The following is a 22,470-nucleotide window of genomic DNA, read 5'->3' as shown; positions in this document are numbered from 1 at the left end:
GGGCAACCGTCCCCTGAGTCAGGGGGCGGCGCCATAGGCGCGGGGGTGTGGGTGCTGGTGAGATGGGGCCCACGGCTTGCGCAGGCGAGCCGTGGGAGCGCCAGCGCGAATGCGCAGGCGCGTTCCCGGCATTTCCATAGCGGCTTCCATCCGCACTTTCCGGCCCTTCGTCGCAGGGCGCTTGCTTGCCCGGCCGGCCGCCCTATGCTCGGCTCACCCCCTTCCTCCAAGGCGCCGCCGTGTTCGCCAGCCTTTCACTCCTGTTCCGTCACCTGCTGGCCTGGGCTGCGGCGCTGTTCGTCGCTGGCATGGTCTGGAGCGGCATCTTCAGTGGCATGAACGATGGCCCGGGCTGGATTTTCGGCCTGCTGGCGATGTTCCTGATCATTTCCGCGCTGGGCAGTGCCATCACCCACATCCGCCGGGTCTGGCTGGTGGCCGGTCGCCTGGATGCCACCACCCTGTCCGGTCGCCAGCGCCGCCAGATCGAACTGCCGATGGACGCCGGCCACGCCTTTTCGGTGGTGGAGGCGGCAATCTCCGAACTACCCCGCGTGGAAGATGTGGAAAGCTCGGCCGGCAGCCTGCAGGTGCGCGCCTATGTGCGCCGGGTCGATCTCTGGAATGGCCGCCAGCCATCGCGCTGGAATCTGCCTGCGCGGCTGGCGATCAAGCGCAACAGCGTGCTGGCAACGGTCACGCCGGGGCAGGGCACCAGCACTGTTACCCTGCTGTTCGAACCCGATGCCGGCTGGTGGGCCGACCTGCTGGCGCTGGACGAGGGCAGCAACTTCGAGAACGCCGAAGCAGTCACCCGCGCGATCAGTCGCCGCGTCGCCGACCAGCGCCGCGACGAACAGGCTGCGGCCGAACAGACCCAGGTGGAAAAGGAACTGTCGGTGGCGCGCTTGAACCTGTTGCATGCGCAGGTGGAACCGCACTTCCTCTACAACACGCTGGCCAATGCGCAGGTGCTGACCCGCACCGACCCGGCACGGGCCGAACAGATGCTCGGCCACCTGATCCAGTACCTGCGCAGCTCGTTGCCACAGGTGGACGAATCGGTGTCCACGCTGGGCGTGGAGCTGGAACGCACCCGCGCCTACCTGGAGATCCTGCGCATCCGCATGGGTGCACGGCTGGCGGTGGAAGTGCAGGTGCCCAACGAACTGCATGGCGTGCACCTGCCGGCGATGGCGCTGCAGACGCTGGTGGAAAACGCGATCAAGCATGGCCTTGAACCCAAGCCCGGCGGAGGCACGATCTGGATCCTGGCGCGCGGCTTCGATGACCACGTGACGGTGACCGTGGCCGACGATGGGCTCGGCTTCGGCCAGTGCACCAGTGGTACCGGCATCGGCCTGAAGAACCTGCGCGAGCGCCTGCGCCTGACCTGCGGTGAGCAGGCCGGCGTGGCGATCGTCGCCAACTTCCCCAGCGGCGTGGCAGCGACCATGACCCTGCCGCAGTCGCACAAGGAGCGCAGCCATGCCGCTTGAAGCCCTGATCGCCGAAGACGAGGACCTGCTGCGGCAGTCACTGGTGGAGCAGCTGGGCCGGCTGTGGCCGGACCTCGCGCTAGTGGCCGAGTGCGAGGATGGTGCCAGCGCACTGGAGCAGCTGGCCGAGAAGCAGCCGGACATCGCCTTTCTCGATATCCGCATGCCTGGCATCAGCGGCATCGAGGTGGCACGCTCGCTGTCCGAGCTGAGCCCGCGCACCCAGGTAGTGTTCGTCACCGCCTACGACCAGTACGCCATCGATGCGTTCGAGCAGGGCGCGATGGATTACCTGTTGAAGCCGGTCAGCGACGAGCGCCTGCTGGCCACCCGCGAGCGCATCCTGTCGCGGCTGCCATCGACGCGCCAGGACGATGCCGTGCTGGAGCGCCTGCTGCAGCGGTTGGGCCCATCGCAGGGCGCAGCCGAGCGCCCGCCACTGGCCTGGATCACCGCCAGCAACGGGCGCGAGACGCAGCTGATCATGCTGGAAGACGTGGCCTACTTCCGCGCGGACAACAAGTACACCACCGTGGTCACCGCCACCGGCGAAAGCCTGCTGCGCACACCATTGCGCGAGCTGCTGGAAGTGCTCGATGCGCAGCACTTCCGCCAGATCCATCGTTCGACCATCGTCAACATGAAGGCGGTGGCGGCGGTCAGCCGCGACGATACCGGGCGCGGCGTGCTGCGCCTGCGCGGGCGCACGGAGACGCTGGTGGTCAGCCAGCCGTTCATGAGCCTGTTCCGCGGCATGTAGCCGCAGCAGCATCCCCTTCACCGAGGAACGAACATGCCCCGACTGTTGATTGCGTGCATTGTCGTGCTGGCGTTGGCCGGCTGCGAAAGGTCCCGCAACACCTCGATCACGCGCACCCACGCCAACGGCGTGGACACGCTGTACAGCAAGGCTACCGTCGTCGATGGCGAGGCTCGTTTCCAGTGCATTGCCAGCAGCAGTGGTGCCTGCCACTACCTGGTGCTCGATCCGGGCTGCAGCCCCGATGCGGCGTGTACCGCACCGCCGCTGCGCCGGTTCGCAGTTGCAGCAGGCAAGACCGAGGCCATGCGTGGCCTGCCCGACGGCTTCCGCCAGTGCGTCAGCCAGGACCCGATAGAACACTGCCACCGTGAGTGATCACGGTGGCAGTGTGGGTCCCCCCGCTTCCCTGAAGGCTCAGTAGGCAGGTTGCAGTGTCAGGTCGTGATGGTGCTCGGTCTCGCCCACATGGTTGAGGCGGCCGACCAGTTCGGAGTGCTGCTTCATCCGGCCGATCTCGGTCATGATGCGGATGTCCTCGTGGCGCAGTTCGCGCCTGGCGGTGACCGCCTGCTTGTAGTCCAGCACTTCCGGGTAGTGCTCGGCCAGGTCCAGCGCCTCGGCCACGTGTTCGACGCTGTCGGCCTTGGAACTGATGCGGGCGCGACTGTTGAACGCCTTCATCCAGCGCTCGAAGCCGGCCTGCTGATCGAACATGTTGGCCATGAACCAGATCACGAACAGGATCGAGACCCACGAGCCGAACACGATCACCACGCGGGTGAAGGTGATATGGAAGTCATCGCGCCACAGGTAGTTGGCGATCAGGCCCAGGATCAGCAGCGAGGCCGCCTGCCAGCCGACGATCGAGGCGATCAGCCACTGGCACTTGGCCTGGGCCAGCACCGCCACTTCATCGCGGATCTGCTGCTCGCTCAGGTTGCGCCAGTGCGCCACCTGTTTGTCGAACGGGCTGCTGTAGAGCTCGTTGTCGCGAAGCAGAATTCCCAAACCCTTGAACAAGGCAATCATGGCTGGCTCCTTGTGGAACGTGCGTCGATCAGCATTGGACGGTGTGGCAGGTCCAGTTCTAGCACTTCCAGCGGGCCGTGCAACGGGGGCAATGCCAAGCGGCGCAAGGGTTTGCCCGGCGGGGGTGAAAATTGATGCATTGCATCATCGCAGTCGCAGCCTGCGACAGGATGTCGCAGGGTGAAACGTGCTGCGGCCGCACATGAAACCGTCGCTGAGCGGGGAGGCTCGCCGCCGGAGGCGTGATCGCCGAGAATCGGAGCCAACCGCGCAAGACGCGACTGTTCTTCCGCCTTTCCTGGACCTGTGATGCCGGCTCTGCTGCAGCGACTCTCCCGCCCCGTCACCGCGCCGATCCGACGCTGGGTACTGGACGCCTTCCCGCGCGGCCAGAGCGGCATCGATTACGACCATCCGCAGGGCGACCCGGGCTGGTTCGGCCCGGACAGCGTCACCTGGCGGCTGCACGCCGAATTCCCCTCGATGCTCGCCGGTGGCCTGTGCGCGCTGATGCTGCAGACACTGCACCCACGCGCGCTGGCCGGGGTCTATGACCACTCCAATTTCCGCCAGGACCTGGTGGGTCGGCTGCGCCGCACCACGGCCTTCGTTGCCGGCACCAGCTATGCGCCCAGCGGCGAGGTGGAGGCGCTGGTGGCCAAGGTGCGCCGCATCCATGCGCAGATCCGCGGGCAGACCGCGCAGGGCGAGCCCTACGCCGCCGACGATCCGCAACTGCTGACCTGGGTGCACGTGACCGAAGCCTTCGGTTTCCTGCAGGGTTTCCGACGCTACGGGCGCGAGGTGCCGGCGCACATCGCCGATCGCTATTACGACGAGTACCGTTGCGTGGCCGAGGCACTGGGCGCGGTGGATGTGCCGCGCAGCGAAGCGGAAGTGGCGGCGTACTTCTGTGCACGTCAGCCGGAGCTGCGTGTGGATGAGCGCTCGCGCGAGGTGCTGGAGGTGCTGTCCGGCGTGCGCCTGCCGGTACCGGTGCCGGGGCTGTCGCGCGAGGTGTTCCTCGGTGCGGGCGCGGCGCTGCTGCCGGACTGGTCCGAAGGCATGCTTGAACGCAGTGGCCGCCAGCGCGCGCAGGCGGCGGCGTCTGCGAAGCTGATGCAGGGCATGGCGCCGCTGTTCCGCCGCGCACTGCCCGATGGCCTGGCCAGTCGCGCCTGTGCACGCATGGGCGCTCCGGTGGAGATCCTGCGCGAGTGGCCCGCGGTTGCCTGGTAGGTGCCAAACTTGGTTGGCACGCCCTTCACGCGGTGCCGCGGAAGCGCCAACCAAGGTTGGCAGCTACCCGCAAGTGAAACGGGCGCCTTGCGGCGCCCGTTCCGGTTACATCACCACACCTTGACCCGCTTGTCCGGGGCCAGGTACAGCTTCTGGCCTTCCTTCACCTCGAACGCCGGGTACCAGGCGTCGATGTTGCGCACGGTCAGTGCGCGGAACTGGCCCGGTGCATGCACATCGGTCAGCAGCGAGTTGCGCAGCGCCTGCTCGCGGCTCTTGCTGCGCCAGGCCTGGGCGAAGCCGAGGAAGAAGCGCTGGTCCGGGGTGAAGCCTTCCAGGGTCTGGCCCGGCTTGCCCTGCAGCGACAGCTGGTAGGCGTCGTAGGCGGTGCCCAGGCCGGCCACGTCGGCGATGTTCTCGCCCAGGGTCAGCTTGCCGTTCACATGCACGCCCGGGAACGGCTCGTAGCTGCTGAACTGCGCGGCCAGCGCATCACCGGCGGCGTTGAACTGCTTCAGGTCCTCGGCGGTCCACCAGTTGTGCAGCTTGCCGGTTTCATCGAACAGCGCACCGGCGTTGTCGAAGCCATGGCTGATCTCGTGGCCGATCACCGCGCCAATCGCACCGTAGTTCACCGCGTCGTCGGCGGCGCCGTCGAAGAACGGCGGCTGCAGGATCGCCGCCGGGAACACCAGGCGGTTTTCCAGCGGTACGTTCATCGCATTGATGGTCTGCGGCAGCATCGCCCACTCGCTGTGGTCGACCGGCTTGCCCAGCTTGGCGATGTTGCGCTGGTACTCGAACAGCTCGGCGCGCTGCGCGTTGCCCAGCGGGTCATCACGGCGGATCTCAAGGCCAGTGTAGTCGCGCCACTTCTCCGGATACCCCATGCCCACGGTCAGGCCGGTAACCTTGGCCTTGGCATGTGCCTTGGTCTGCGGCGACATCCACGACAGCGCGTCGATGCGCTTGGCGAACGCGGCGATGATGTTCTTCGCCATCTCGTCCGCGCGCTCCTTGGTCTTGGCGTCGAAGTGCTTCTCGACATAGCGCTTGCCGATGGCTTCGCCGACGGCATGGTTGGCATCATCCACGGCGCGCTTCCAGCGGTCGCTCTGCTGCGGCGTGCCGCTCAGCGCGGTGCCATGGAAGGCGAAGCGGGCATCGGCGAACTTCTTCGGCAGGTAAGCGGCGGCACGGTCCAGCGCGTGGAAGGCCAGGTAGTCCTTCCAGGCGTCCAGCGGCTCGGTGGCGACCAGCCTGGACAGGCCGGCCACGGCCTTGGGCTGCCAGACGATGAAGTCCTGCTGGTTGCCCAGCGCGGCCGCATCGAGGAACGCGCTCCAGTCCATGCCCGGCGCCTTGGCATTGAAGTCGGCCTGGGTCCAGGGGTTGGCGCCCTTGGTCACATCATTGGTTTCTTCCTGGGTGGCATGCGCCTGCGCGATCTTCGTTTCCAGCGCCAGGATGCGCTGCGCCTTGCCAGCCGGGTCGGCCACACCGGCCAGCTGCAGCATCTGCGCGATGTAGGCCTGGTACTGCTTGCGCAGCTCGGCCATGCGGCCATCGCCCAGGTAGAAGTCACGGTCGGGCATGCCCAGCCCGCCCTGCACCAGGTACGGCGCGGTGCGGTCCGGTTGCAGCATGTCCACCGAGACCCACAGGCCGAACAGGCGGTCGGTGTAGAAGTTGGTGGCGTTGAGCAGGTCGACGTCGGCGCGCAGGTCGCCGCCGAGGGCGCGGGCCAGCCCGGCCTTGTCGGCGATCGCATCGATGGCCTTCAGCTGCGGCTGCACCGGCGCCAGACCGCGCTGCTCGATGCCAGCCTCGTCCATGTAGGCGGCGTAGTAATCGCCGATCAGCTTGTCGTCACCGCTGGCCTTGGTGTTGCCGGCGGCACCTTCGAGAATGGCGCGGGTGTCGGCCAGGGTCTTCTCGGCAATGACGTTGAAGCTGCCGAAGCGCGAGCGGTCGGCCGGAATCTCGGTGTTCTTCACCCAGGTGCCATTGGCGAAGCCGAAGAAGTCGTCGCCGGCGGCGATGCTGCGGTCCATGCCGCTGGCATCGAAGCCGAAACTGCCCAGCATCGGCTTGGCCGCAGCGGGGGCGGCATCGGCCGGCGCGGTGGCACCGGCGGCCGGTTCGGCCGGGCGGTCACAGGCGGCCAGGGACAGGCTGGCAACGATGGCCAGCGCCAGGGTGGGACGGCGCAGCTTGGACATGGACTTCTCTTGCAGCGGAAAACCCCAAGTCTAATCCGCTCCGGCGCCACTGGCCGCGTCCTTGCGCCGCCCGTCCTGTGCAGGATCTGGCTGAACGCGCAGACGCGATCTTCACGCCGTCACCGGGGTGGTGCATGCTGGACCCTGGAGCCCTGCGTGGACACGGGGGAGGTGGCCATGCAGGGTGGGGTCAGGCGTCAAGAATGGCGTCCGCCGGCCGTTGAGGTCGGGGACGTGGAGGATTCGTTCGCGCATGAAGCCAGCCGACTGCACAAGGAAGATCAACCGATGCCCGCGCTGAAACGGACGTTGGCACGGCCGCTGCGCGCCATCACCTGGGGCGGTGTGCTGCTGGGCGTTCTGCTGGTGACCGGCCTGACCCTCATGCTGGTCAATGACTACCACCGCCGCCTGGAAGCGGCGCAGCGGCAGAGCCGCGCGCTGGCGGTGGGCAGCGAGCGCCTGCTGGCGCTGGAGCTGCGCAACCTGGAACGCGCCCTGTCCGGCATCGCCGCCGACGCCGTCGAGGTGTTCCGCAGTGTGCCGGTACAGGCGCCGGCCTTGATGGATGCCTCCATCGGCGGCGTGCTGCGCCGGCATGCCGAGCTGCACAGCATCGTCGTGCTCGACAGCCATGGCCGACCGCTGACGGCCGGCACGGGCGACCTGCAGCTGCCGCTGTGGACCGATCCGCAGCGCCGTGGCCTGGGCAGCGCGCTGCACATCGGCCCGCCGCAGCGGGCCAGCGATGGCGGCTGGGTGGTGCCGCTGGCGCTGGCGATGGCCGACGGGCGCTGGCTGCTGGCGCGGCTGCGCTGTGGCGAACTGCAACGCATCGTCGGCGGCCTCGATGTCGGCCCCAACGGACTGGTCTCGATCAGCGATGCCGAGGGTTACATGCTGGCCCGCGTGCCTGATCCGCACGGCACGGTGGGCCGCCGCTACGACCTGCCGCGCCGTGACCTGCTCGGCACGCAGGCGGTGGTCGAGCTGGGAAGCGTGCCGGGCGTGGTCGACGGCGTACCGCGCATCATCACCATCAGCACGCTGGAACACAGCCCGCTGGCGGTGCAGGTCGGCCTGGCCGACGAAGACGTACTGGCGCCGTGGTGGCCGTACCTGCAGGCGTCGGTGGCGATCGTACTGGCTTACATCGCGGTGTTGCTGGTGCTGCTGTACGCCGTGCGGCGCAGCACCCGCAGCCAGCAGGCCATGGCCGAGGAGCTGAAAACAGGCCACGCCGAGCTGCGTCTTGCGCACCAGGTCGGTCGTGTCTGCACCTGGTACGTGGATGAGGACGCCGCACTGCTGCGCTGGTCGCCGCTGGCGCGCGAGATCTTTGGCGTGCAGACCGATGCGCTGCCGGTTGCCGATTTCTTCGCACGCGTGCACCGCGACGATGCCGCGCGCCTGCAGCATGCCTTTGACCAGGCATTCGCCGGCAGCGCCGTGCTCGACCAGGTGTTCCGCCTGGTATTGCCCGGGGGCGAGGTGCGCTGGGTGGGCGCACGTGGGCAGCGGGTGGAAGTGGCCGACAGCGAGCGGCGCATGATCGGGGCGCTGACCGACCTGAGTGAGCGTTACCAGGCGCGCGAGCAGGTGAGCGAGGTCGAGCGCCGCTTCCGGCTGCTGTTCGACCGCAATCCTGCACCGTTCTGGGTATTCGACCCGGATACGCTGCGCTTCATCGAGGTCAACGACGCTGCGGTGCGCCAGTACGGCTACAGCCGCGACGAGTTTCTGTCGATGAGCATCCTCGACATCCGCCCGCGCGAAGGCTGGGACGAAGTGCGTGGTGCCATCCAGCGCGCACAGGTGGGCGATCCTCCGGACGCGACCGTCCGCCTGCACCGGCGCAAGGACGGTAGTGTGTTCGAGGTGCGCGCACACCTGTCCAGGCTCGATTTCGACGGACAACCCGCGTGCCTCGTGCTGGCCGAGGATGTCAGCGAACGGCTGGCCTACGAGCGTGACCTGGCCTATCGGGCACGGCACAACCCGGCCACTGGCCTGCTCAACGTGCGCGCCCTGACCGAACAGCTGGACGAGCAGCAGCAGGGCTACACCATCGCCTTCGTGCAGTTGCGTGGCCTGCAGCTTGTGGCCGATACGCTGGGCCGTGAGATCGGCGATGCGGTGCTGCAGTCGATGGCGACCCGGCTCGGTGGACTGGGGGCGCGTTGCGGCACGCTGGCATTCCAGCCGGCGGAAGACTTCGTGTTCGCGATCGGGGCCGAGCACGATACCCAGCGCGTGCTGGATGACCTGCTGCAGATCGTGTCAGCGCCGATGCGTGGCAAGGATTCACTGCACCAGTTCGAACCGCGCATCGGTGTGGCCGTGCACACTGCCGGTGACGGCCACAGCGCCGAGCAGGTGATCGGCATGGCCGCGCAGGCCGCGCACGCGGCGCGTGCCGAGGGCAACGTGGTGGTCTGGTTCGATGCGGCAGTGACCACGCGGCTGGCCGACCGCCTGCGCCTGGCCGGGCGCATCCATGCCGCCATCGACAACGAGTTCCAGCTGTACTTCCAGCCGATCCGGCACGCCAGCGATGGCAGCCCGGCCGCGCTGGAGGCCCTGCTGCGCTGGCCGCAGGCCGATGGCAGCTTCATCCCGCCCAACGAGTTCATCCAGCTGTGCGAGGACACCGGGTTGATCCTGGCACTGGGCCGCTGGGTGATCCGCGCCGCGGCGAAGGCACAGCGGCGGTTGGTCGAGGCCGGTTGGGGGGAGCTGCCGATTGCAGTCAACGTGTCGGCAGTGCAGTTCTTCAACAGCGACCTGGTGGCCGAATTCACCCGCGTCCAGCAGGAGTTCGGACTGGCCCGCGGCGCACTGCACGTGGAGCTGACCGAGAGCAGCCTGATGCGCAAGCCGGCGCAGGCGATGCAGACCATGCAGCGCCTGCACGAGCAGGGCATCAGCGTGTCGCTGGACGATTTCGGCACCGGCTATTCCAGCATGTCCTACCTGCAGCACCTGCCGCTGGACATCCTGAAAATCGATCGCAGTTTCGTCGCGGACGTGGAAACCAATCCGCGCAACGCTTCGATCTGCCGCGCATTGCTGTCGCTCGGCCACAGCATGGGCCTGACCATCATCGCCGAGGGCGTTGAAACGCCGGGGCAGCTGGACTGGTTGGCTGCGCATGGCTGCGACCAGGTGCAGGGCTACCTGCTGGGGCGGCCGGCGCCGCTGGAGCGGATCATCGACGCGCTGGATGAAGTCCCTGCCTGATCGGGGGCTTCGTATTTGCCGGCCAGCGGCCGGCACTACCCGACTGAAGCATGACGGTAGTGCCGGCCGCTGGCCGGCAGGCACCCGACTCGGCTACACCCCGGCCTCCACCAGGTGGTCGATGAAACTGCGCACCTTCGGCGCCAGGTGGCTGCGGCTGGCATACACCACGAAGATGCCGATCGGCGAGGCCTCCCATTCCGGTAGCACGCGTACCAGGCGGCCATCGGCCAGCGCGTGTTCCAGCAGGAAGTCGGGTTGCAGGATCACACCCATGCCGGCGATCGCCGCTTCGCGCAGCACGTCGCCGTTGTTGGCGTGCAGCAGGCTGTTCACCGCCACCTTCACTTCACCGCCGGGTCCCTGCAGCGGCCAGTGGTCGCCAGCGGCCCAGTAGCTGTAGCTCAGGCATGCGTGATCCTGCAGGTCCTGCGGCGTCTGTGGGGTACCGCGTGCAGCCAGGTAGGCCGGCGCCGCGCACAGGCTCACCCGCGATTCGCCCAGCCGGCGCGCGATCAGCGCCGGGCTCGGCTCGCGGGTGATGCGGATGGCCACGTCGTAGCCTTCCTCGACCATGTCCACCAGGCGGTCGGACAGGGCCAGGTCCAGTTCCACCTGCGGGAAGCGCTCGCGGTAGCTGGCCAGCAACGGGCCAAGGCGGGCGATGCCCCAGCTGACCGGTGCGTTGATGCGCAGCGTGCCCGAGGGTTCCAGCGCCTGCGCGCCGATGCTGGCCTCCAGCGCGTCGAACTCGGCCAGCAGGCGCACGCACTGGGCGTAATAGGCGGCGCCGGTGCTGGTGGGGCTGACCCGCCGCGTGGTGCGGTGGAGCAGGCGGGTGGACAGGCGCTTTTCCAGTGCCGCGACCTGGCGGGTGACGCCGGCGGTCGACATGCCCAGGGCCTGTGCCGCGGCACTGAAGCCGTTGCGCTCGACCACCGCTACGAACACGCGCATCGCCTCGAGGGTGTCCATTGTTGCGCCTTATGAAATAAATACCGTCAGACGATCGTATTTATCGGCTCGTGAAGTAGCAATAACCTGTATCCACTCCCTTCAAGGTGCTTCCCATGCACACCGCCCCCCCTCCCGTTTCGCCGCTGGCCCCTTACGGCGCCACCCTGCTGCGCCTGGCCCTGGGCGTGCTGTTCCTGGTCCATGCGCTGATCAAGCTGCTGGTGTTCACCCCGGCGGGCACGGCGGCATTCTTCGAATCGTTGGGCCTGCCCGGCGTGCTGGGTTACCTCACCATCGGCGCCGAGCTGGTGATCACCACTGCGCTGCTGCTGGGCATCTACGCGCGCTGGGTCGGCCTGGCCGGCGTGCCGCTGCTGCTGGGCACCATCGTCACCGTGCACGGCGCCAACGGCTTCGGTTTCGCCAATGCTGGCGGCGGCTGGGAATACCCGGCGTTCTGGGCACTGGCGCTGGTGGTGCTGTTCCTGGTCGGCGACGGCAAGTGGACCCTGCGTTCGCGCTGATCGCCGCCTGATCCTGCAACTGGAGCATTCCATGTCCCGCCTGCCTTCGTTGTACATCTCCCACGGCTCGCCGATGACCGCCCTGCATCCGGGCCAGGTCGGCGTGCGCCTGGCCGAGCTGGCGCGCGACCTGCCGACGCCGCGCGCCATCGTGATGGCCTCGGCGCACTGGCTGGGTCGGCAGCCGCTGGTCGGCGCGCATCCGCAGCCGCCGACGATCCATGACTTCGGCGGCTTCCCGCGCGCGCTGTTCGAACTGCAGTACCCGGCGCCCGGCGATCCGGCGCTGGCCGAAGAAGTGGCCCGCCGCATCGCCGCTGCCGGCCTGCCGGTGGCGCTCGACCCTCAGCGTGGCCTCGACCATGGCGCGTGGGTGCCGCTGCGGCTGCTGCGCCCGCAAGCCGACATCCCCGTGGTGCCGCTGTCGATCCAGCCGCTGCTCGGCCCCGGGCACCAGTTCGCGCTGGGCCGCGCGCTGGCGCCACTGCGTGAGCAGGGCGTGCTGCTGGTCGGCTCGGGCAGCATCACCCACAACCTGCACGACTGGGGCGACTACCAGGATGGCAAGGAAGCGTCGTACGTGCGGCCCTTCATCGAGTGGGTCGAGCAGCGCCTGGCCGCCGATGATCGCCAGGCCCTGTTCGACTACCGCCGGCAGGCACCGTTCGCCGAACGCGCGCACCCGACCGACGAGCACCTGCTGCCGCTGTTCTTCGCGATGGGCGCAGCCGGCGAGGACGGCTTCGGTGCACGCCGCATCGATGCCGGCATCGATGCCGGCTTCCTCGCCATGGACCTGTACCGCTTCGACGGGGCATGAGCCGGGGCTGACGCGCGACCGCCCCGGCCGTCGCGCTCATGGCCGCATGTGGTAGTTTTTTCCGGGTTTCCGGCGCTGGCCTTCGAGCCTCCCCGCGCGCCGCTTCCTGGAAGAAGCATGCATACCATTGAAGTCGTCCTGGCGATGCTGGTGGCCGTTGTCGCCAGCGGCTACCTGGTTCGCGTCCTCCCGTTCTCGTTGCCGCTGCCGCTGGTGCAGATCGGCCTGGGCGCGGTCATCGCCGGGGTGTTCAACCGCGGCCACGCGCTGGAGCCGGAAGTGTTCTTCCTGCTGTTCCTGCCGCCGCTGCTGTTCCTTGATGGCTGGCGCATCCCCAAGCAGGGTCTGTTCCGCGACAAGGGCGCGATCCTCGAACTGGCGTTCGGCCTGGTGGTGTTCACCGTCATCGGTGCCGGCCTGCTGATCCACTGGATGATTCCGGTGATGCCGCTGGCGGTGTGCTTTGCGCTGGCGGCCATCGTCTCGCCGACCGACCCGGTGGCGGTCGGCGCGATCGCCTCCAAGGCACCGATTCCCAAGCGACTGATGCACATCCTGGAAGGCGAGTCGTTGCTCAACGATGCGTCCGGCCTGGTCTGCTTCCGTTTCGCGGTGGCGGCGGTGATGACCGGCTCCTTCTCGCTGGCCACGGCCTCGCTGACCTTCCTGTGGGTGGCGGTGGCCGGCCTTGCGGTGGGCGTGGCGGTCACCCTCGGTGTCTCCACCTTCCAGCGCTGGTTGTGGCGCCGCTTCGGCGAGGAACCGGGTGCGGCGATGCTGGTCAACCTGCTGATTCCGTTCGCGGCCTACCTGCTGGCCGAAGAAATCCATGCCTCGGGTATCCTCGCTGCCGTAGCGGCCGGTATCGCGATGAGCTACGTCGAGCTGACCGGCCGTGTCTCCGGCAGCATGCGCGTACAGCGCGCGGGCGTCTGGAACATGCTGCAGTTCAGCTTCAACGGCATCATGTTCGTGCTGCTGGGCGAGCAGCTGCCCGGCATCGTCGAGCGTGCCACCACCACCATGAACGAGTCCGGCCACCAGAGTGCATGGTGGCTGCTGGTGTACGTGGTGGTGATCAACCTGGCGCTGATCCTGTTGCGCCTGCTGTGGGTATGGTTGTCGCTGCGCTGGAACCTGCTGCGTGCACGCCGCCGAGGCCTGGAACGCGGCGAGGCACCGAACTGGCGCATCGTGGTGGCGACCTCGGTGGCCGGCGTGCGCGGCGCGATCACCCTGGCCGGCGTGCTGACCCTGCCGTTGTTCCTGCCTGATGGCAGCGCGTTCCCGGCGCGCGACCTGGTGATCTTCCTGGCCGCGGCGGTGATCCTGTTCTCGCTGGTCGGCGCCAGCGTGGCGCTGCCGCAGCTGCTGAAGGGCCTGCAGCTGCCGGCCGATTCGGGCGAGCGCAAGGAAGAGGACCTGGCACGCCGGCTGTCGTCAAAGGCCGCGCTGGCCGGGGTCGAGCGCATGCGCCAGCAGCTGGTGATGAACCAGAATACCGAGAACGTGCAGCTGTACAACGACGCTGCCTCGCGGGTGAGCCTGCTGTATCAGCGGCACCTGGAGAAGGACAACGACGGGCCCGACGTGGACCCGGAGAAAGTCCGGCGCATGGAGCTGGGTTACCGCCAGCTGCGCAGCGCCGGCCTCAATGCCGAGCGTGAGGAGCTGTTCCGGTTGACCCGGCGCGGGGTGATCTCCGATGAGATCTCGCGGCGCCTGATCCGCAACCTGGACCTGCTGGAATCGCGCAAGCGCGAGTGACTCGGCGGCCATGCGCCGTCGAGCGGCGTCAGATCCCTTTCCGCAGGAAAGGGATCTGACGCCAAGTCGGAACAGCCGGTTATTCCGGCTTCTGGTCCAGGAAATACACTTCGACCTTGCCCTTGACCTTGATCGTCATCGGGTTGCCGCGGCGGTCGCGGGCCTTGCCGGCCTGCACGCGGATCCAGCCTTCGCTGACCGAGTATTCCTCGACGTTGTCGCGCTCGACGTCGTTGAAACGCACGCCGACGCCGCGCTCCAGCGCCTGCGCATCATGGAAGGGGCTGGCCGGGTTGATCGCCAGGTGGTCGGGAGGGGTATCGCTCATCGCTTCATTCACAGTGACGGCCACCAAGGCCGGCTTCAGCGGCACAGGATAAACCGTAGAATGCCGGCCTGCCCCAGAGGACGTTCCGCCATGCCCGACAACAGCGACTATTTCGACTTCGAGGAAGACATCCACGACTTCGACGAGGATGGATTCGAGGCGCGGGTCTGGAACCTGCTGGTGCTGATCAACCCGGGCGACGAAGAGTTGGCCCTGCAGCAGTTCAACCGCTGGCGCGAGCACCTGTCCGAGGACGGGCAGCCGCTGGAAGCGGACAGCGACTGGTTGCCGGCGCTGTTCACCGCCATCGCCTGGCAGTCCGGTTTCGAGGTGGAGCGCGACGACCTGGAATCGCTGCAGTCGGCGGTCAACGAGCTGTCGGCGCGCTTCAACCTGCAGCTGGACTGGGGCGGCGACCTGGATGACGAGGACTTCGCCGAGGACCTGGACGGTGTGCAGCTGATGTCCACCGCCTTCGACCGCCTGCGCGAGCACAACTACACGCTGTGGAGCGTGGATACCGGCAGCGACGGCTTCACCGGCGTGATGGCGCTGACCCGTGACGACGACGCGATGCTGGCGCTGTGCTCGCTGCTGAACGTGGAGATCCGACTGGGCAGCGACCCGTTCTGAACGGGCCGGCAGCGCTGCGCATGTAGAGCCGAGCCCGCGCTCGGCTGCAGTCCGCGTAGAGCAGCCGAGCATGGGCTCGGCTCTACAGGAGGCAAACGGCAGCGCGCCTACGGCCGGTACTGCGCCCTGGCGTTGGCAATCACCGCTTTGACCAGGTCACGATCGGTGTGCCGGGAAATCGCTCGCGCGCCAAGCGCGATCGCCTGCGTACGCAGCTCGGCCGTGACATCGTAGTGGGCACCGCTGGCCTTGTTCTGGAAGGCCCGCGGTGGGATGCCGAGCTGCGCCGCCATCGCGTGCAGCTCGGCCAGGGTGTCGGCCATCAGGTGCGCCCAGCGCTGTCCGCGCCAGGGATGCACCGCGTCATCGACGTAGACCGTCACCGCCGCGGCCGGTTCAGGCCTGCGGCTTGCTGTCGCTGTCAGCGGCCGGGCTGGCCTCGGCGTCGGCAGCAGCTTCAACCACATCGCCTTCGGCGGCCTCAGTGGCTTCTTCGCCTTCTTCGGCTTCCACGGTCTCGAACTCGGACACCAGCTTGTCCAGGTACTCGTCAGCGGTTTGGCCGGATTCGGCGGCCAGGGCGTCCAGCAGCTTCTGCAGCAGCTCGGAATACTCCAGGTTGACCTTGCGGCCTTCCTTTTCCTGCACGTTGGACAGGTGCTTGAGCATGGCCAGCATCGGCACCGGGTTCTCGGCGTTGCCCATGGTCTGACCACCGATGGCCAGCAGCCATTCGCGGCCCTGCAGGCCGATGGCGGCGACCACCTGGCCGTCTTCGTTGGTCAGCACGGCATGGTTCTGCACCTGCTGCTGGGCATTCAGGCGCAGGAACGGGCGCTTGGCCTGCTGCTTCTTGCGCTTGTCGCGCTTGGCCTTGGAGTTCTGGGACATGGGGTGGGGTCACCTGGAAACGGAAAGACCGCCATTGTAGCGGCCGCACGCAGGTGGGGTCAGATCCCTTTCCAGGGGAAAGGGATCTGACCCCGGTTCAGTGCGCCTCACCCTGCGCGGCCTGCACGTCCGGGTCGGCGGTCGGCGCCGACAGCCCCACCTGCGGGCCGGCACCGGCCAAGGCGGCAGCTTCGGCGGCCTGGGTCATCACCACGATGCTGATGCGGCGGTTGATCGGGTTCTGCGGGTCGGCCTTGTCGAACAGCACCGATGAAGACAGACCGACCACGCGGGTGATCTTGTTGTCCTCCAGGCCGCCGTCCACCAGCGCGCGGCGGGCGGCATTGGCACGATCGGCGCTCAGTTCCCAGTTGCCGTAGCCACGTGCAGCCGAATAGGCGGTGATGTCGGTGTGGCCGGTCAGGCTGATCCGGTTCGGCACGTGGTTCAGGTAGTTGGCCAGCTCGTGCAGGATCTGCTGCGTGTACGGTTTCAGCGTGGCGCTGCCGAGGTCGAACATCGGCCGGTTCTGCTTGTCCACGATCTGGATGCGCAGGCCCTCCGGGGTCAGGTCCAGCAGCAGCTGGTCCTTGAACGGCTCCAGGGCCTGGCTCCTGCTGATCGCTTCCTGCAGCTCCTTCATCAGTGCTTCCAGCTGCTGCTTGTCGCGCTGCTGCTGGTCCACCGGCTGCGGTACCGCTTCCTTCTGGTTCTGGAAGGGGTCGTTGCTGTTGCCACGCGAAATGTCGGTGGCACCGCCCAGCTTGATCATCGAGGTGCTGGCGCCGCCCGGGCCGGCCATGCCGGGCGCCGGCGTGGCGCTCTGACCGCTCAACGGGCTGGGGTTGCGGAAGTACTCGGAAATGGCCGCACGGTCGTTCTTGTTGGTGGTGGCCATCAGCCACAGCACCAGGAAGAACGCCATCATCGCGGTCACGAAGTCGGCATAGGCCACCTTCCACGAACCACCATGATGGGCGGCGTGGCCGGCCTTCTTGACCCGGCGGACGATGACGGTGGGCTTGGTCTCGGCCATGGCTTACTTGACCGTCTTCAGGTGCTGCTCGAAATCGGAGAAGGCCGGGCGCACGTTCGACGGCAGCGTCTTGCGGGCGAACTCCAGCGCGATCTTCGGGTTGTAACCGCGCAGGCAGGCCAGCAGGGCGGTCTTGACCGATTCGTAGATGCGGCTGTCCTGCTCGGCGCGGGCCTCCATCGCGGCGGCCATCGGGCCGACGAAGCCGTAGCCCAGCAGGATGCCCAGGAACGTACCGACCAGCGCGCCGGCCACGTGGCCACCGACCTCGACGATGTCGCCACCGATCGAGCCCATGGTGATGACGATGCCCAGCACCGCGGCGACGATGCCGAAACCGGGCAGCCCGTCGGCGACCTTGGTCAGCACCTGTGAGGGGGCCATGGCCTCGGCGTGGTGCTTTTCCAGCTCCAGTTCCAGCAGCGGTTCCAGCTCATGCGGCTCGATGTTGCTGCCGATCATCAGGCGCAGGCAGTCGGTGATGAAATCGATCAGGTGGTGGTCGGCCTGCACCTTGGGGTAGTTGCCGAACAGCGCGCTTTCGGCCGGGCGCTCGACATGGTCTTCCAACGCCATGAAGCCTTCGCGGCGGGCCTTGTTGAGCAGTTCATAGAGCAGGCTGAGCACATCGATGTAGTCCTGCTGCTTGTAGCGCGGGCCCTTGAACACACCCACCATGGCCTGCAGGGTCTGCTTGACCGTCTTGGCCGGGGTACCGACCAGGAAGGCGCCGAGCGCGGCGCCGCCGATGATGACCAGCTCATAGGGCTGCCAGAGGGCACCCAGGCGGCCGTGGGCACCGAGGTAGCCCCCGATCACGCTGATGATGACGACCAGGAATCCAACGATGATGAGCATGGGGCGACGCAAGGAGAGGGGATATCTCCTTGTCGGCCCGTCGCCCGGTTTTCTGAAGAGGGAATTCTGTGAAATCGGTCAGCGGGGTGTTTCAGCCCGCCACGCCGCTTTCTGCGCCGCCACGCTGCAACGGATCGGGCCAGGGCTCGCCATTGCCGGTGAACGAAAGTGAGACGGAGTTCAGGCAGTGGCGCTCGTAGGTGGGCGGCGGACCATCCGGGAACACGTGGCCCAAGTGGCTGCCGCAGCGCGCGCAGGTGATCTCGGTGCGCACCATGCCGTGGCTGGTATCACGGATCTCGCGCACATGCGCGGGGTCGAACGGGGCAAAGAAGCTGGGCCAGCCGGTGCCGGAATCGAACTTGGTGCTGGAGCGGAACAGTGGCAGCGCGCACAGCCTGCAGCAGTAGACCCCCTCGCGCTTGTTGTCGAGGAACACGCCGCAGAACGGCGCCTCGGTGCCGTGCTGCAGCAGCACGCGGCGCTCCTCGCTGCTGAGGCCAGCGATCAGCGCCTCGGTCTGGGTGGCAGTGGGGGGCGTCAGGTCGAAAGCGGTCATGGCGGCGCTCCGTGGGGTCGATGGCCTGGGGATGGCGGAAAACGTGGGGGTGAAGACGCGACCTTGCAAGTGTGATGGCCGTTCATGGGCGGCACACAGGGGCGGGCGCAAGCTGAACGCGATCCACGCCGGAGCGTGCCATGAAACCAATCCTTCCCCTGCTGCTGGCCCTGTTGCCCATCGTCGCGCTGGCGCAGGTGCCGACCGCCGACCCGACTGCGACCCGCAGCGCGACCACCGTGGCCCCGCAGCCCGTGGCACCACCGCCACAGGCCGCTCGCCCGCAACCGCAGGTGCTGCCGTCGCCGCAGCCGGCGCAGCCGATCAGATCCACCGGGCCGGCCCGGGTCGCGCCGACGCCGGTGCCGAAGCCGGCCGACAAGGTCTATGACCGCAATGGCCGCATCGTTCCGGGCGTGCGCCCGGCCGGCCCGAACCGCGTGTTCGATTCGCGCACCGGCCGCTATTACGACAGCGTGCCGGCCGGCGATGGGCAGCAGATCAAGCGCTGAGTCCTGGTGCCACCAAGGTTGGCTGCTGGCTGACGCTGAGCGGGCTGAACGCACGAAAACAGCATCCAGCCGATCACTGCTTTTTCGCCTGCGATTAACCGTTGCGGGACCACCGTGGCCCTGCGCCGGCATTCCGCCGCCGCATGTCCTTCGTCCACTGGATCGCGACCATGAAAAACCAGCAGAACCGTCATCCCGGCAAGGAACCGCAGGGCCGCAACCCGCAGCAGCAACAGCAACAGCAACAGATGGAGCCGCAGCCGCCGCACAAGGGCGGCAAGCAGCAGGAACAGCGCACGCAGAAGCATCCGCAGCAGCGCTGACTGTCGCCATGACCGGGGTCAGAGCCCGCTGCGCGGGATCCGACCCCTTGCCAGATGCCGACCGGGGTCGGATCCCGCGCAGCGGGCTCTGACCCCAACCGGTTCCCAGCTTCAATCCGGAATCGGCAGGCTCAGCGTCTCCTTCACCTCTTCCATCACGATGTAGCTCTTCGACTCACGTACATGCGGCAGTGTCAGCAACGTGCTGCCGAGCAGCTTGCGGTAGGAAGCCATTTCACTGATCCGTGCTTTCAGCAGGTAATCGAAGTCGCCCGACACCAGGTGGCACTCCAGCACGTTGGGCAGCTTCAGCGCGGCGCGCCGGAACTCCTCGAAGATGTCGCCGGACTTGTAGGCCAGGCTGATCTCCACGAACACCAGCAGGCTGGCCTTTACCGCGGCCGGGTCGAGGTGGGCGTGATAGCCGGTGATTACCCCTTCGCGTTCCAGGCGGCGCACCCGCTCGGTGCACGGGGTGGTCGACAGGCCGACCCGCTCGCCCAGCTCGGTGAAGGAGATGCGGCCTTCGGCCTGCAGGATGCGCAGGATCTTGCGGTCGATCTTGTCCAGTTCGCGGGTACGGGTGGCCATGGCCGTCAACCTTGGGGAATGAATTGCAGGAGAACATCCTGCCGGTTGATTTCAATTCAGGCAAATCAACTGGTATTGGCTGTCTATACTTCCCCAATTATGGCCCCGGCACGCTCCAGTGCAGGGAATGATCGGGTTGGAGAAGTCCCATGCGAGTCCTAGTTCTCGGCAGCGGCGTGATCGGCACTACCAGTGCCTGGTACCTGCGACAGGCCGGGTTTGAAGTCACGGTCATCGACCGCCAGCCCGGCCCAGCGCTGGAGACCAGCTTCGCCAATGCCGGCCAGCTGTCGTTCGGCTACACCTCGCCGTGGGCGGCGCCGGGCGTGCCGAAGAAGGCGATCGGCTGGCTGTTCGAGAAACACGCGCCGCTGGCGATCAAGCCGGGCATGGACCTGGCCCAGTACCGCTGGCTGTGGCAGATGCTGCGCAACTGTACCCACGAGCGTTATGCGATCAACAAGGCGCGCATGGTGCGCATGTCCGAGTACAGCCGCGACTGCCTGAACGAGCTGCGCGCGCAGATCGGCATCGAATTCGAAGGCCGCGACCTGGGCACCACCCAGTTGTTCCGCACCCAGCAGCAGCTGGATGCCTCGGCGCAGGACATCGAGATCCTGGCCCAGTACGGCGTGCCGTACGAGGTGCTGGACCGCGCCGGCATCATCCAGGCCGAACCGGCCCTGGCCCACGTCGATGGCCTGGTCGGCGCGCTGCGCCTGCCGCGTGACCAGACCGGCGACTGCCAACTGTTCACCCGCCGCCTGGCGCAGATGTGCGTGGATGCCGGCGTTGAATTCCGCTTCGACCAGGACATCACCGGCCTGGAGTTCGATGGCGACCGCATCACCGGCGTGCGCATCGACGGCAAGCTGGAAACCGCCGACCGCTTCGTGGTTGCGCTCGGCAGCTACTCACCGGCGCTGGTCGCACCGCTGGGCATGCGCCTGCCGGTGTACCCGCTGAAGGGTTACTCGCTGACCCTGCCGATCACCGACCCGGCGATGGCGCCGACCTCGACCATCCTCGATGAGAGCTACAAGGTGGCGGTGACCCGCTTCGACGACCGCATCCGTGTCGGCGGCATGGCCGAGGTGGCCGGCTTCGACCTGTCGCTGTCGCAGCGCCGCCGCGAGACCCTGGAACTGGTGGTCCGTGACCTCTACCCGAAGGGCGGTGACCTGTCGCGCGCGCAGTTCTGGACCGGCCTGCGCCCGGCTACGCCGGACGGTACGCCGGTGATCGGCGCCACGCCGTTCCGCAACCTGTACCTCAACACCGGCCACGGCACGCTGGGCTGGACCATGGCCTGCGGCTCGGGCCGCTACCTGGCCGACCTGATGAGCGCGCGACAGCCGCAGATCAGCACCGAAGGCCTGGATATTTTCCGCTACGGCCAGTACGGTCACGCGCCGCAACACGAGAACCGCACATGCGTCCTGCCCGCGCGCTGATCGATCTGGGCGCCCTGCGCAGCAACTACCGCCTCGCCCGTGAACTGGGCGGGGGCAAGGCGCTGGCGATCATCAAGGCCGATGCCTATGGGCATGGCGCGGTGCGCTGTGCGCAGGCGCTGGAAGGCGAGGCCGATGGTTTCGGCGTGGCCACCATCGAAGAGGCACTGGAGCTGCGCCAGGCCGGCATCCGTGCGCCGATCCTGCTGCTGGAAGGCATCTTCGAGCCCAGCGACATGGCGCTGGTGGCCGAGCATGACTTCTGGTTCGCCGTCGGTTCGCCGTGGCAAGTGGAGGCACTGGCGGCGTTCGACAGCCCGCGCCCGTTGACGGTGTGGCTGAAGCTGGACAGCGGCATGCACCGCCTCGGCCTGGACGTGGACAGCTTCCGCGCGGCGCATGCACGCCTGTCGGCGCTGCCGCAGGTCGAGCGCATCGTGCTGATGACCCACCTGGCACGTGCCGACGAACTGGACAGCGAGCGCACCCGCGAGCAGGCCGCGACCTTCGCGCGCGCCATCGACGGCCTGCACGGCGAGACCAGCGTGTGCAATTCGCCGGCGCTGCTGGGCTGGCCGGAGGTGCGCAGCGATTGGGTGCGGCCCGGCCTGATGCTGTACGGCGCCAACCCGCTGCCGGACAGCACCGCGCTGACCGCGCGCCTGCGCCCGGTGATGACGATGCAGTCCAAGGTGATCGCCGAGCGCTGGATCGAAGCCGGTGAACCGGTGGGATATGGCGCACGCTTCGTGGCCAAGGCACGCACCCGCGTAGGCGTGGTCGCGCTTGGCTATGCCGACGGTTACCCGCAGTTCGCCCCGAACGGCACCCCGGTGCTGATCGACGGGCAGCCCGGCGGCCTGATCGGGCGCGTGTCGATGGACATGTTGACGGTGGACCTGACCGCGCATCCGCAGGCCGGCATCGGCAGCGTGGTGGAGCTGTGGGGTTGCGCGCCGACGCTGTCGGAGCTGGCGCCGCGCTGTGGCGTGAGTGCCTACCAGCTGCCGTGCGCGGTCAAGCGTGTGGCGAAGGTGTACGTGTAGAGCCGAGCCCACGCTCGGCGCCTTGAATGCGTGTCGACCAAGGTCGACACCTACCGATGGGCTTTACGCGTAGCGGTCGCCCGGTACGGGGCGCCGGGCGCGACTCTGGTAGCGGCCGACCTTGGTCGGCGCCCTGTAATGCGTGTCGATCAAGGTCGACACCTGCCGATGGGCCTACG

Annotated in this window: 23 protein-coding genes; 13 read left to right on the top strand and 10 right to left on the bottom strand. The window is 67.6% G+C overall.

Features of this window, described 5'->3' with window-relative positions; genetic code table 11:
- Positions 1-239: 239 nt before the first annotated feature.
- From ACM0PB_RS15960 to ACM0PB_RS15950, 3 genes are read left to right on the top strand one after another with little or no spacing between them, the layout of a single operon-like run.
- Positions 240-1,499: a sensor histidine kinase gene (locus ACM0PB_RS15960; protein ID WP_414604862.1), complete on the top strand. Its 1,260-nt coding sequence runs from the start codon at positions 240-242 to the stop codon at positions 1,497-1,499.
- Positions 1,489-2,259 (top strand): LytR/AlgR family response regulator transcription factor, encoded by a 771-nt coding sequence (locus ACM0PB_RS15955; protein ID WP_005415102.1) that lies wholly within the window; start codon positions 1,489-1,491, stop codon positions 2,257-2,259. The genes ACM0PB_RS15960 and ACM0PB_RS15955 overlap by 11 nt, the downstream gene beginning before the upstream one ends.
- Before the next feature lie 33 nt (positions 2,260-2,292).
- On the top strand, positions 2,293-2,637 hold the full coding sequence (locus ACM0PB_RS15950) for a hypothetical protein (RefSeq protein WP_065179265.1): 345 nt from the start codon (positions 2,293-2,295) through the stop codon (positions 2,635-2,637).
- A 39-nt stretch (positions 2,638-2,676) separates the two neighbouring features.
- Here the strand turns inward: ACM0PB_RS15950 and ACM0PB_RS15945 are convergent, their stop codons facing one another.
- Positions 2,677-3,291, bottom strand: coding sequence for a hypothetical protein (locus tag ACM0PB_RS15945; RefSeq protein ID WP_049411437.1), 615 nt, complete (start codon positions 3,289-3,291; stop codon positions 2,677-2,679).
- Positions 3,292-3,600: 309 nt separating this feature from the next.
- Between ACM0PB_RS15945 and ACM0PB_RS15940 the strand changes: the two genes are divergently transcribed.
- Complete coding sequence (locus ACM0PB_RS15940; protein WP_065196175.1) at positions 3,601-4,530, top strand: oxygenase MpaB family protein; 930 nt, start codon at positions 3,601-3,603, stop codon at positions 4,528-4,530.
- Between the two features lie 110 nt (positions 4,531-4,640).
- On the opposite strand, the gene ACM0PB_RS15935 is transcribed toward ACM0PB_RS15940, so the two are convergent.
- Entirely contained in the window at positions 4,641-6,752 is a 2,112-nt protein-coding gene (locus ACM0PB_RS15935; protein ID WP_065179266.1) for a M13 family metallopeptidase, read from the bottom strand.
- 177 nt (positions 6,753-6,929) lie between these two features.
- Between ACM0PB_RS15935 and ACM0PB_RS15930 the strand changes: the two genes are divergently transcribed.
- Complete coding sequence (locus tag ACM0PB_RS15930; protein WP_414604865.1) at positions 6,930-9,992, top strand: bifunctional diguanylate cyclase/phosphodiesterase; 3,063 nt, start codon at positions 6,930-6,932, stop codon at positions 9,990-9,992.
- A 93-nt stretch (positions 9,993-10,085) separates the two neighbouring features.
- Here ACM0PB_RS15930 and ACM0PB_RS15925 read toward each other — a convergent pair whose 3' ends face one another.
- Positions 10,086-10,967: a LysR family transcriptional regulator gene (locus ACM0PB_RS15925; protein ID WP_139726674.1), complete on the bottom strand. Its 882-nt coding sequence runs from the start codon at positions 10,965-10,967 to the stop codon at positions 10,086-10,088.
- A 95-nt stretch (positions 10,968-11,062) separates the two neighbouring features.
- Here ACM0PB_RS15925 and ACM0PB_RS15920 point away from each other — a divergent pair, with 95 nt between their 5' ends.
- The 3 genes from ACM0PB_RS15920 (at position 11,063) to ACM0PB_RS15910 (ending at position 14,060) form a co-directional block, all read left to right on the top strand.
- Entirely contained in the window at positions 11,063-11,473 is a 411-nt protein-coding gene (locus tag ACM0PB_RS15920) for a DoxX family protein (RefSeq protein ID WP_065196179.1), read from the top strand.
- A 31-nt stretch (positions 11,474-11,504) separates the two neighbouring features.
- Complete coding sequence (locus ACM0PB_RS15915; protein WP_005415110.1) at positions 11,505-12,293, top strand: dioxygenase family protein; 789 nt, start codon at positions 11,505-11,507, stop codon at positions 12,291-12,293.
- Between the two features lie 117 nt (positions 12,294-12,410).
- Complete coding sequence (locus tag ACM0PB_RS15910; protein ID WP_005415111.1) at positions 12,411-14,060, top strand: Na+/H+ antiporter; 1,650 nt, start codon at positions 12,411-12,413, stop codon at positions 14,058-14,060.
- A 79-nt stretch (positions 14,061-14,139) separates the two neighbouring features.
- Here the strand turns inward: ACM0PB_RS15910 and ACM0PB_RS15905 are convergent, their stop codons facing one another.
- A complete protein-coding gene (locus ACM0PB_RS15905) occupies positions 14,140-14,388 on the bottom strand; it encodes a DUF3297 family protein (protein WP_005415112.1) in 249 nt (82 codons plus the stop codon).
- Between the two features lie 90 nt (positions 14,389-14,478).
- On the opposite strand from ACM0PB_RS15905, the gene ACM0PB_RS15900 reads away from it, so the two are divergent.
- Positions 14,479-15,021, top strand: coding sequence for a DUF6630 family protein (locus tag ACM0PB_RS15900; protein ID WP_053498070.1), 543 nt, complete (start codon positions 14,479-14,481; stop codon positions 15,019-15,021).
- A 107-nt stretch (positions 15,022-15,128) separates the two neighbouring features.
- Here ACM0PB_RS15900 and ACM0PB_RS15895 read toward each other — a convergent pair whose 3' ends face one another.
- From ACM0PB_RS15895 to msrB, 5 genes are all read right to left on the bottom strand, one after another.
- Positions 15,129-15,404, bottom strand: coding sequence for a DUF4031 domain-containing protein (locus ACM0PB_RS15895; protein ID WP_005415114.1), 276 nt, complete (start codon positions 15,402-15,404; stop codon positions 15,129-15,131).
- 13 nt (positions 15,405-15,417) lie between these two features.
- Positions 15,418-15,912, bottom strand: coding sequence for a hypothetical protein (locus ACM0PB_RS15890; protein ID WP_065196183.1), 495 nt, complete (start codon positions 15,910-15,912; stop codon positions 15,418-15,420).
- Positions 15,913-16,009: 97 nt separating this feature from the next.
- Positions 16,010-16,948 (bottom strand): flagellar motor protein MotB, encoded by a 939-nt coding sequence (motB, locus tag ACM0PB_RS15885; protein WP_065186684.1) that lies wholly within the window; start codon positions 16,946-16,948, stop codon positions 16,010-16,012.
- Between the two features lie 3 nt (positions 16,949-16,951).
- Complete coding sequence (gene motA, locus ACM0PB_RS15880) at positions 16,952-17,806, bottom strand: flagellar motor stator protein MotA (protein WP_005407915.1); 855 nt, start codon at positions 17,804-17,806, stop codon at positions 16,952-16,954.
- 91 nt (positions 17,807-17,897) lie between these two features.
- A complete protein-coding gene (gene msrB / locus ACM0PB_RS15875; protein ID WP_005415117.1) occupies positions 17,898-18,365 on the bottom strand; it encodes a peptide-methionine (R)-S-oxide reductase MsrB in 468 nt (155 codons plus the stop codon).
- Positions 18,366-18,505: 140 nt separating this feature from the next.
- Here msrB and ACM0PB_RS15870 point away from each other — a divergent pair, with 140 nt between their 5' ends.
- Positions 18,506-18,877 carry a hypothetical protein gene (locus tag ACM0PB_RS15870; protein ID WP_053498066.1) on the top strand — a complete coding sequence of 124 codons (372 nt, stop codon included), beginning with the start codon at positions 18,506-18,508 and terminating at the stop codon, positions 18,875-18,877.
- A gap of 143 nt (positions 18,878-19,020) precedes the next feature.
- The gene (locus ACM0PB_RS15865) at positions 19,021-19,200 is read left to right on the top strand and encodes a lana protein (RefSeq protein ID WP_065186685.1); all 180 of its coding nucleotides are present in this window, start codon (positions 19,021-19,023) and stop codon (positions 19,198-19,200) included.
- Between the two features lie 111 nt (positions 19,201-19,311).
- On the opposite strand, the gene ACM0PB_RS15860 is transcribed toward ACM0PB_RS15865, so the two are convergent.
- Positions 19,312-19,791 carry an Lrp/AsnC ligand binding domain-containing protein gene (locus tag ACM0PB_RS15860; RefSeq protein ID WP_005407919.1) on the bottom strand — a complete coding sequence of 160 codons (480 nt, stop codon included), beginning with the start codon at positions 19,789-19,791 and terminating at the stop codon, positions 19,312-19,314.
- Between the two features lie 149 nt (positions 19,792-19,940).
- Here ACM0PB_RS15860 and ACM0PB_RS15855 point away from each other — a divergent pair, with 149 nt between their 5' ends.
- The gene (locus ACM0PB_RS15855; protein WP_005415120.1) at positions 19,941-21,245 is read left to right on the top strand and encodes a D-amino acid dehydrogenase; all 1,305 of its coding nucleotides are present in this window, start codon (positions 19,941-19,943) and stop codon (positions 21,243-21,245) included.
- Positions 21,224-22,291 carry an alanine racemase gene (alr, locus tag ACM0PB_RS15850; protein WP_053498060.1) on the top strand — a complete coding sequence of 356 codons (1,068 nt, stop codon included), beginning with the start codon at positions 21,224-21,226 and terminating at the stop codon, positions 22,289-22,291. The genes ACM0PB_RS15855 and alr overlap by 22 nt, the downstream gene beginning before the upstream one ends.
- Positions 22,292-22,470 lie beyond the last annotated feature (179 nt).

The organism is Stenotrophomonas sp. AR029, assembly GCF_047520695.2.
Taxonomy (GTDB): domain Bacteria; phylum Pseudomonadota; class Gammaproteobacteria; order Xanthomonadales; family Xanthomonadaceae; genus Stenotrophomonas; species Stenotrophomonas sepilia.
This window is presented reverse-complemented; position numbering and strand designations above follow the sequence as displayed.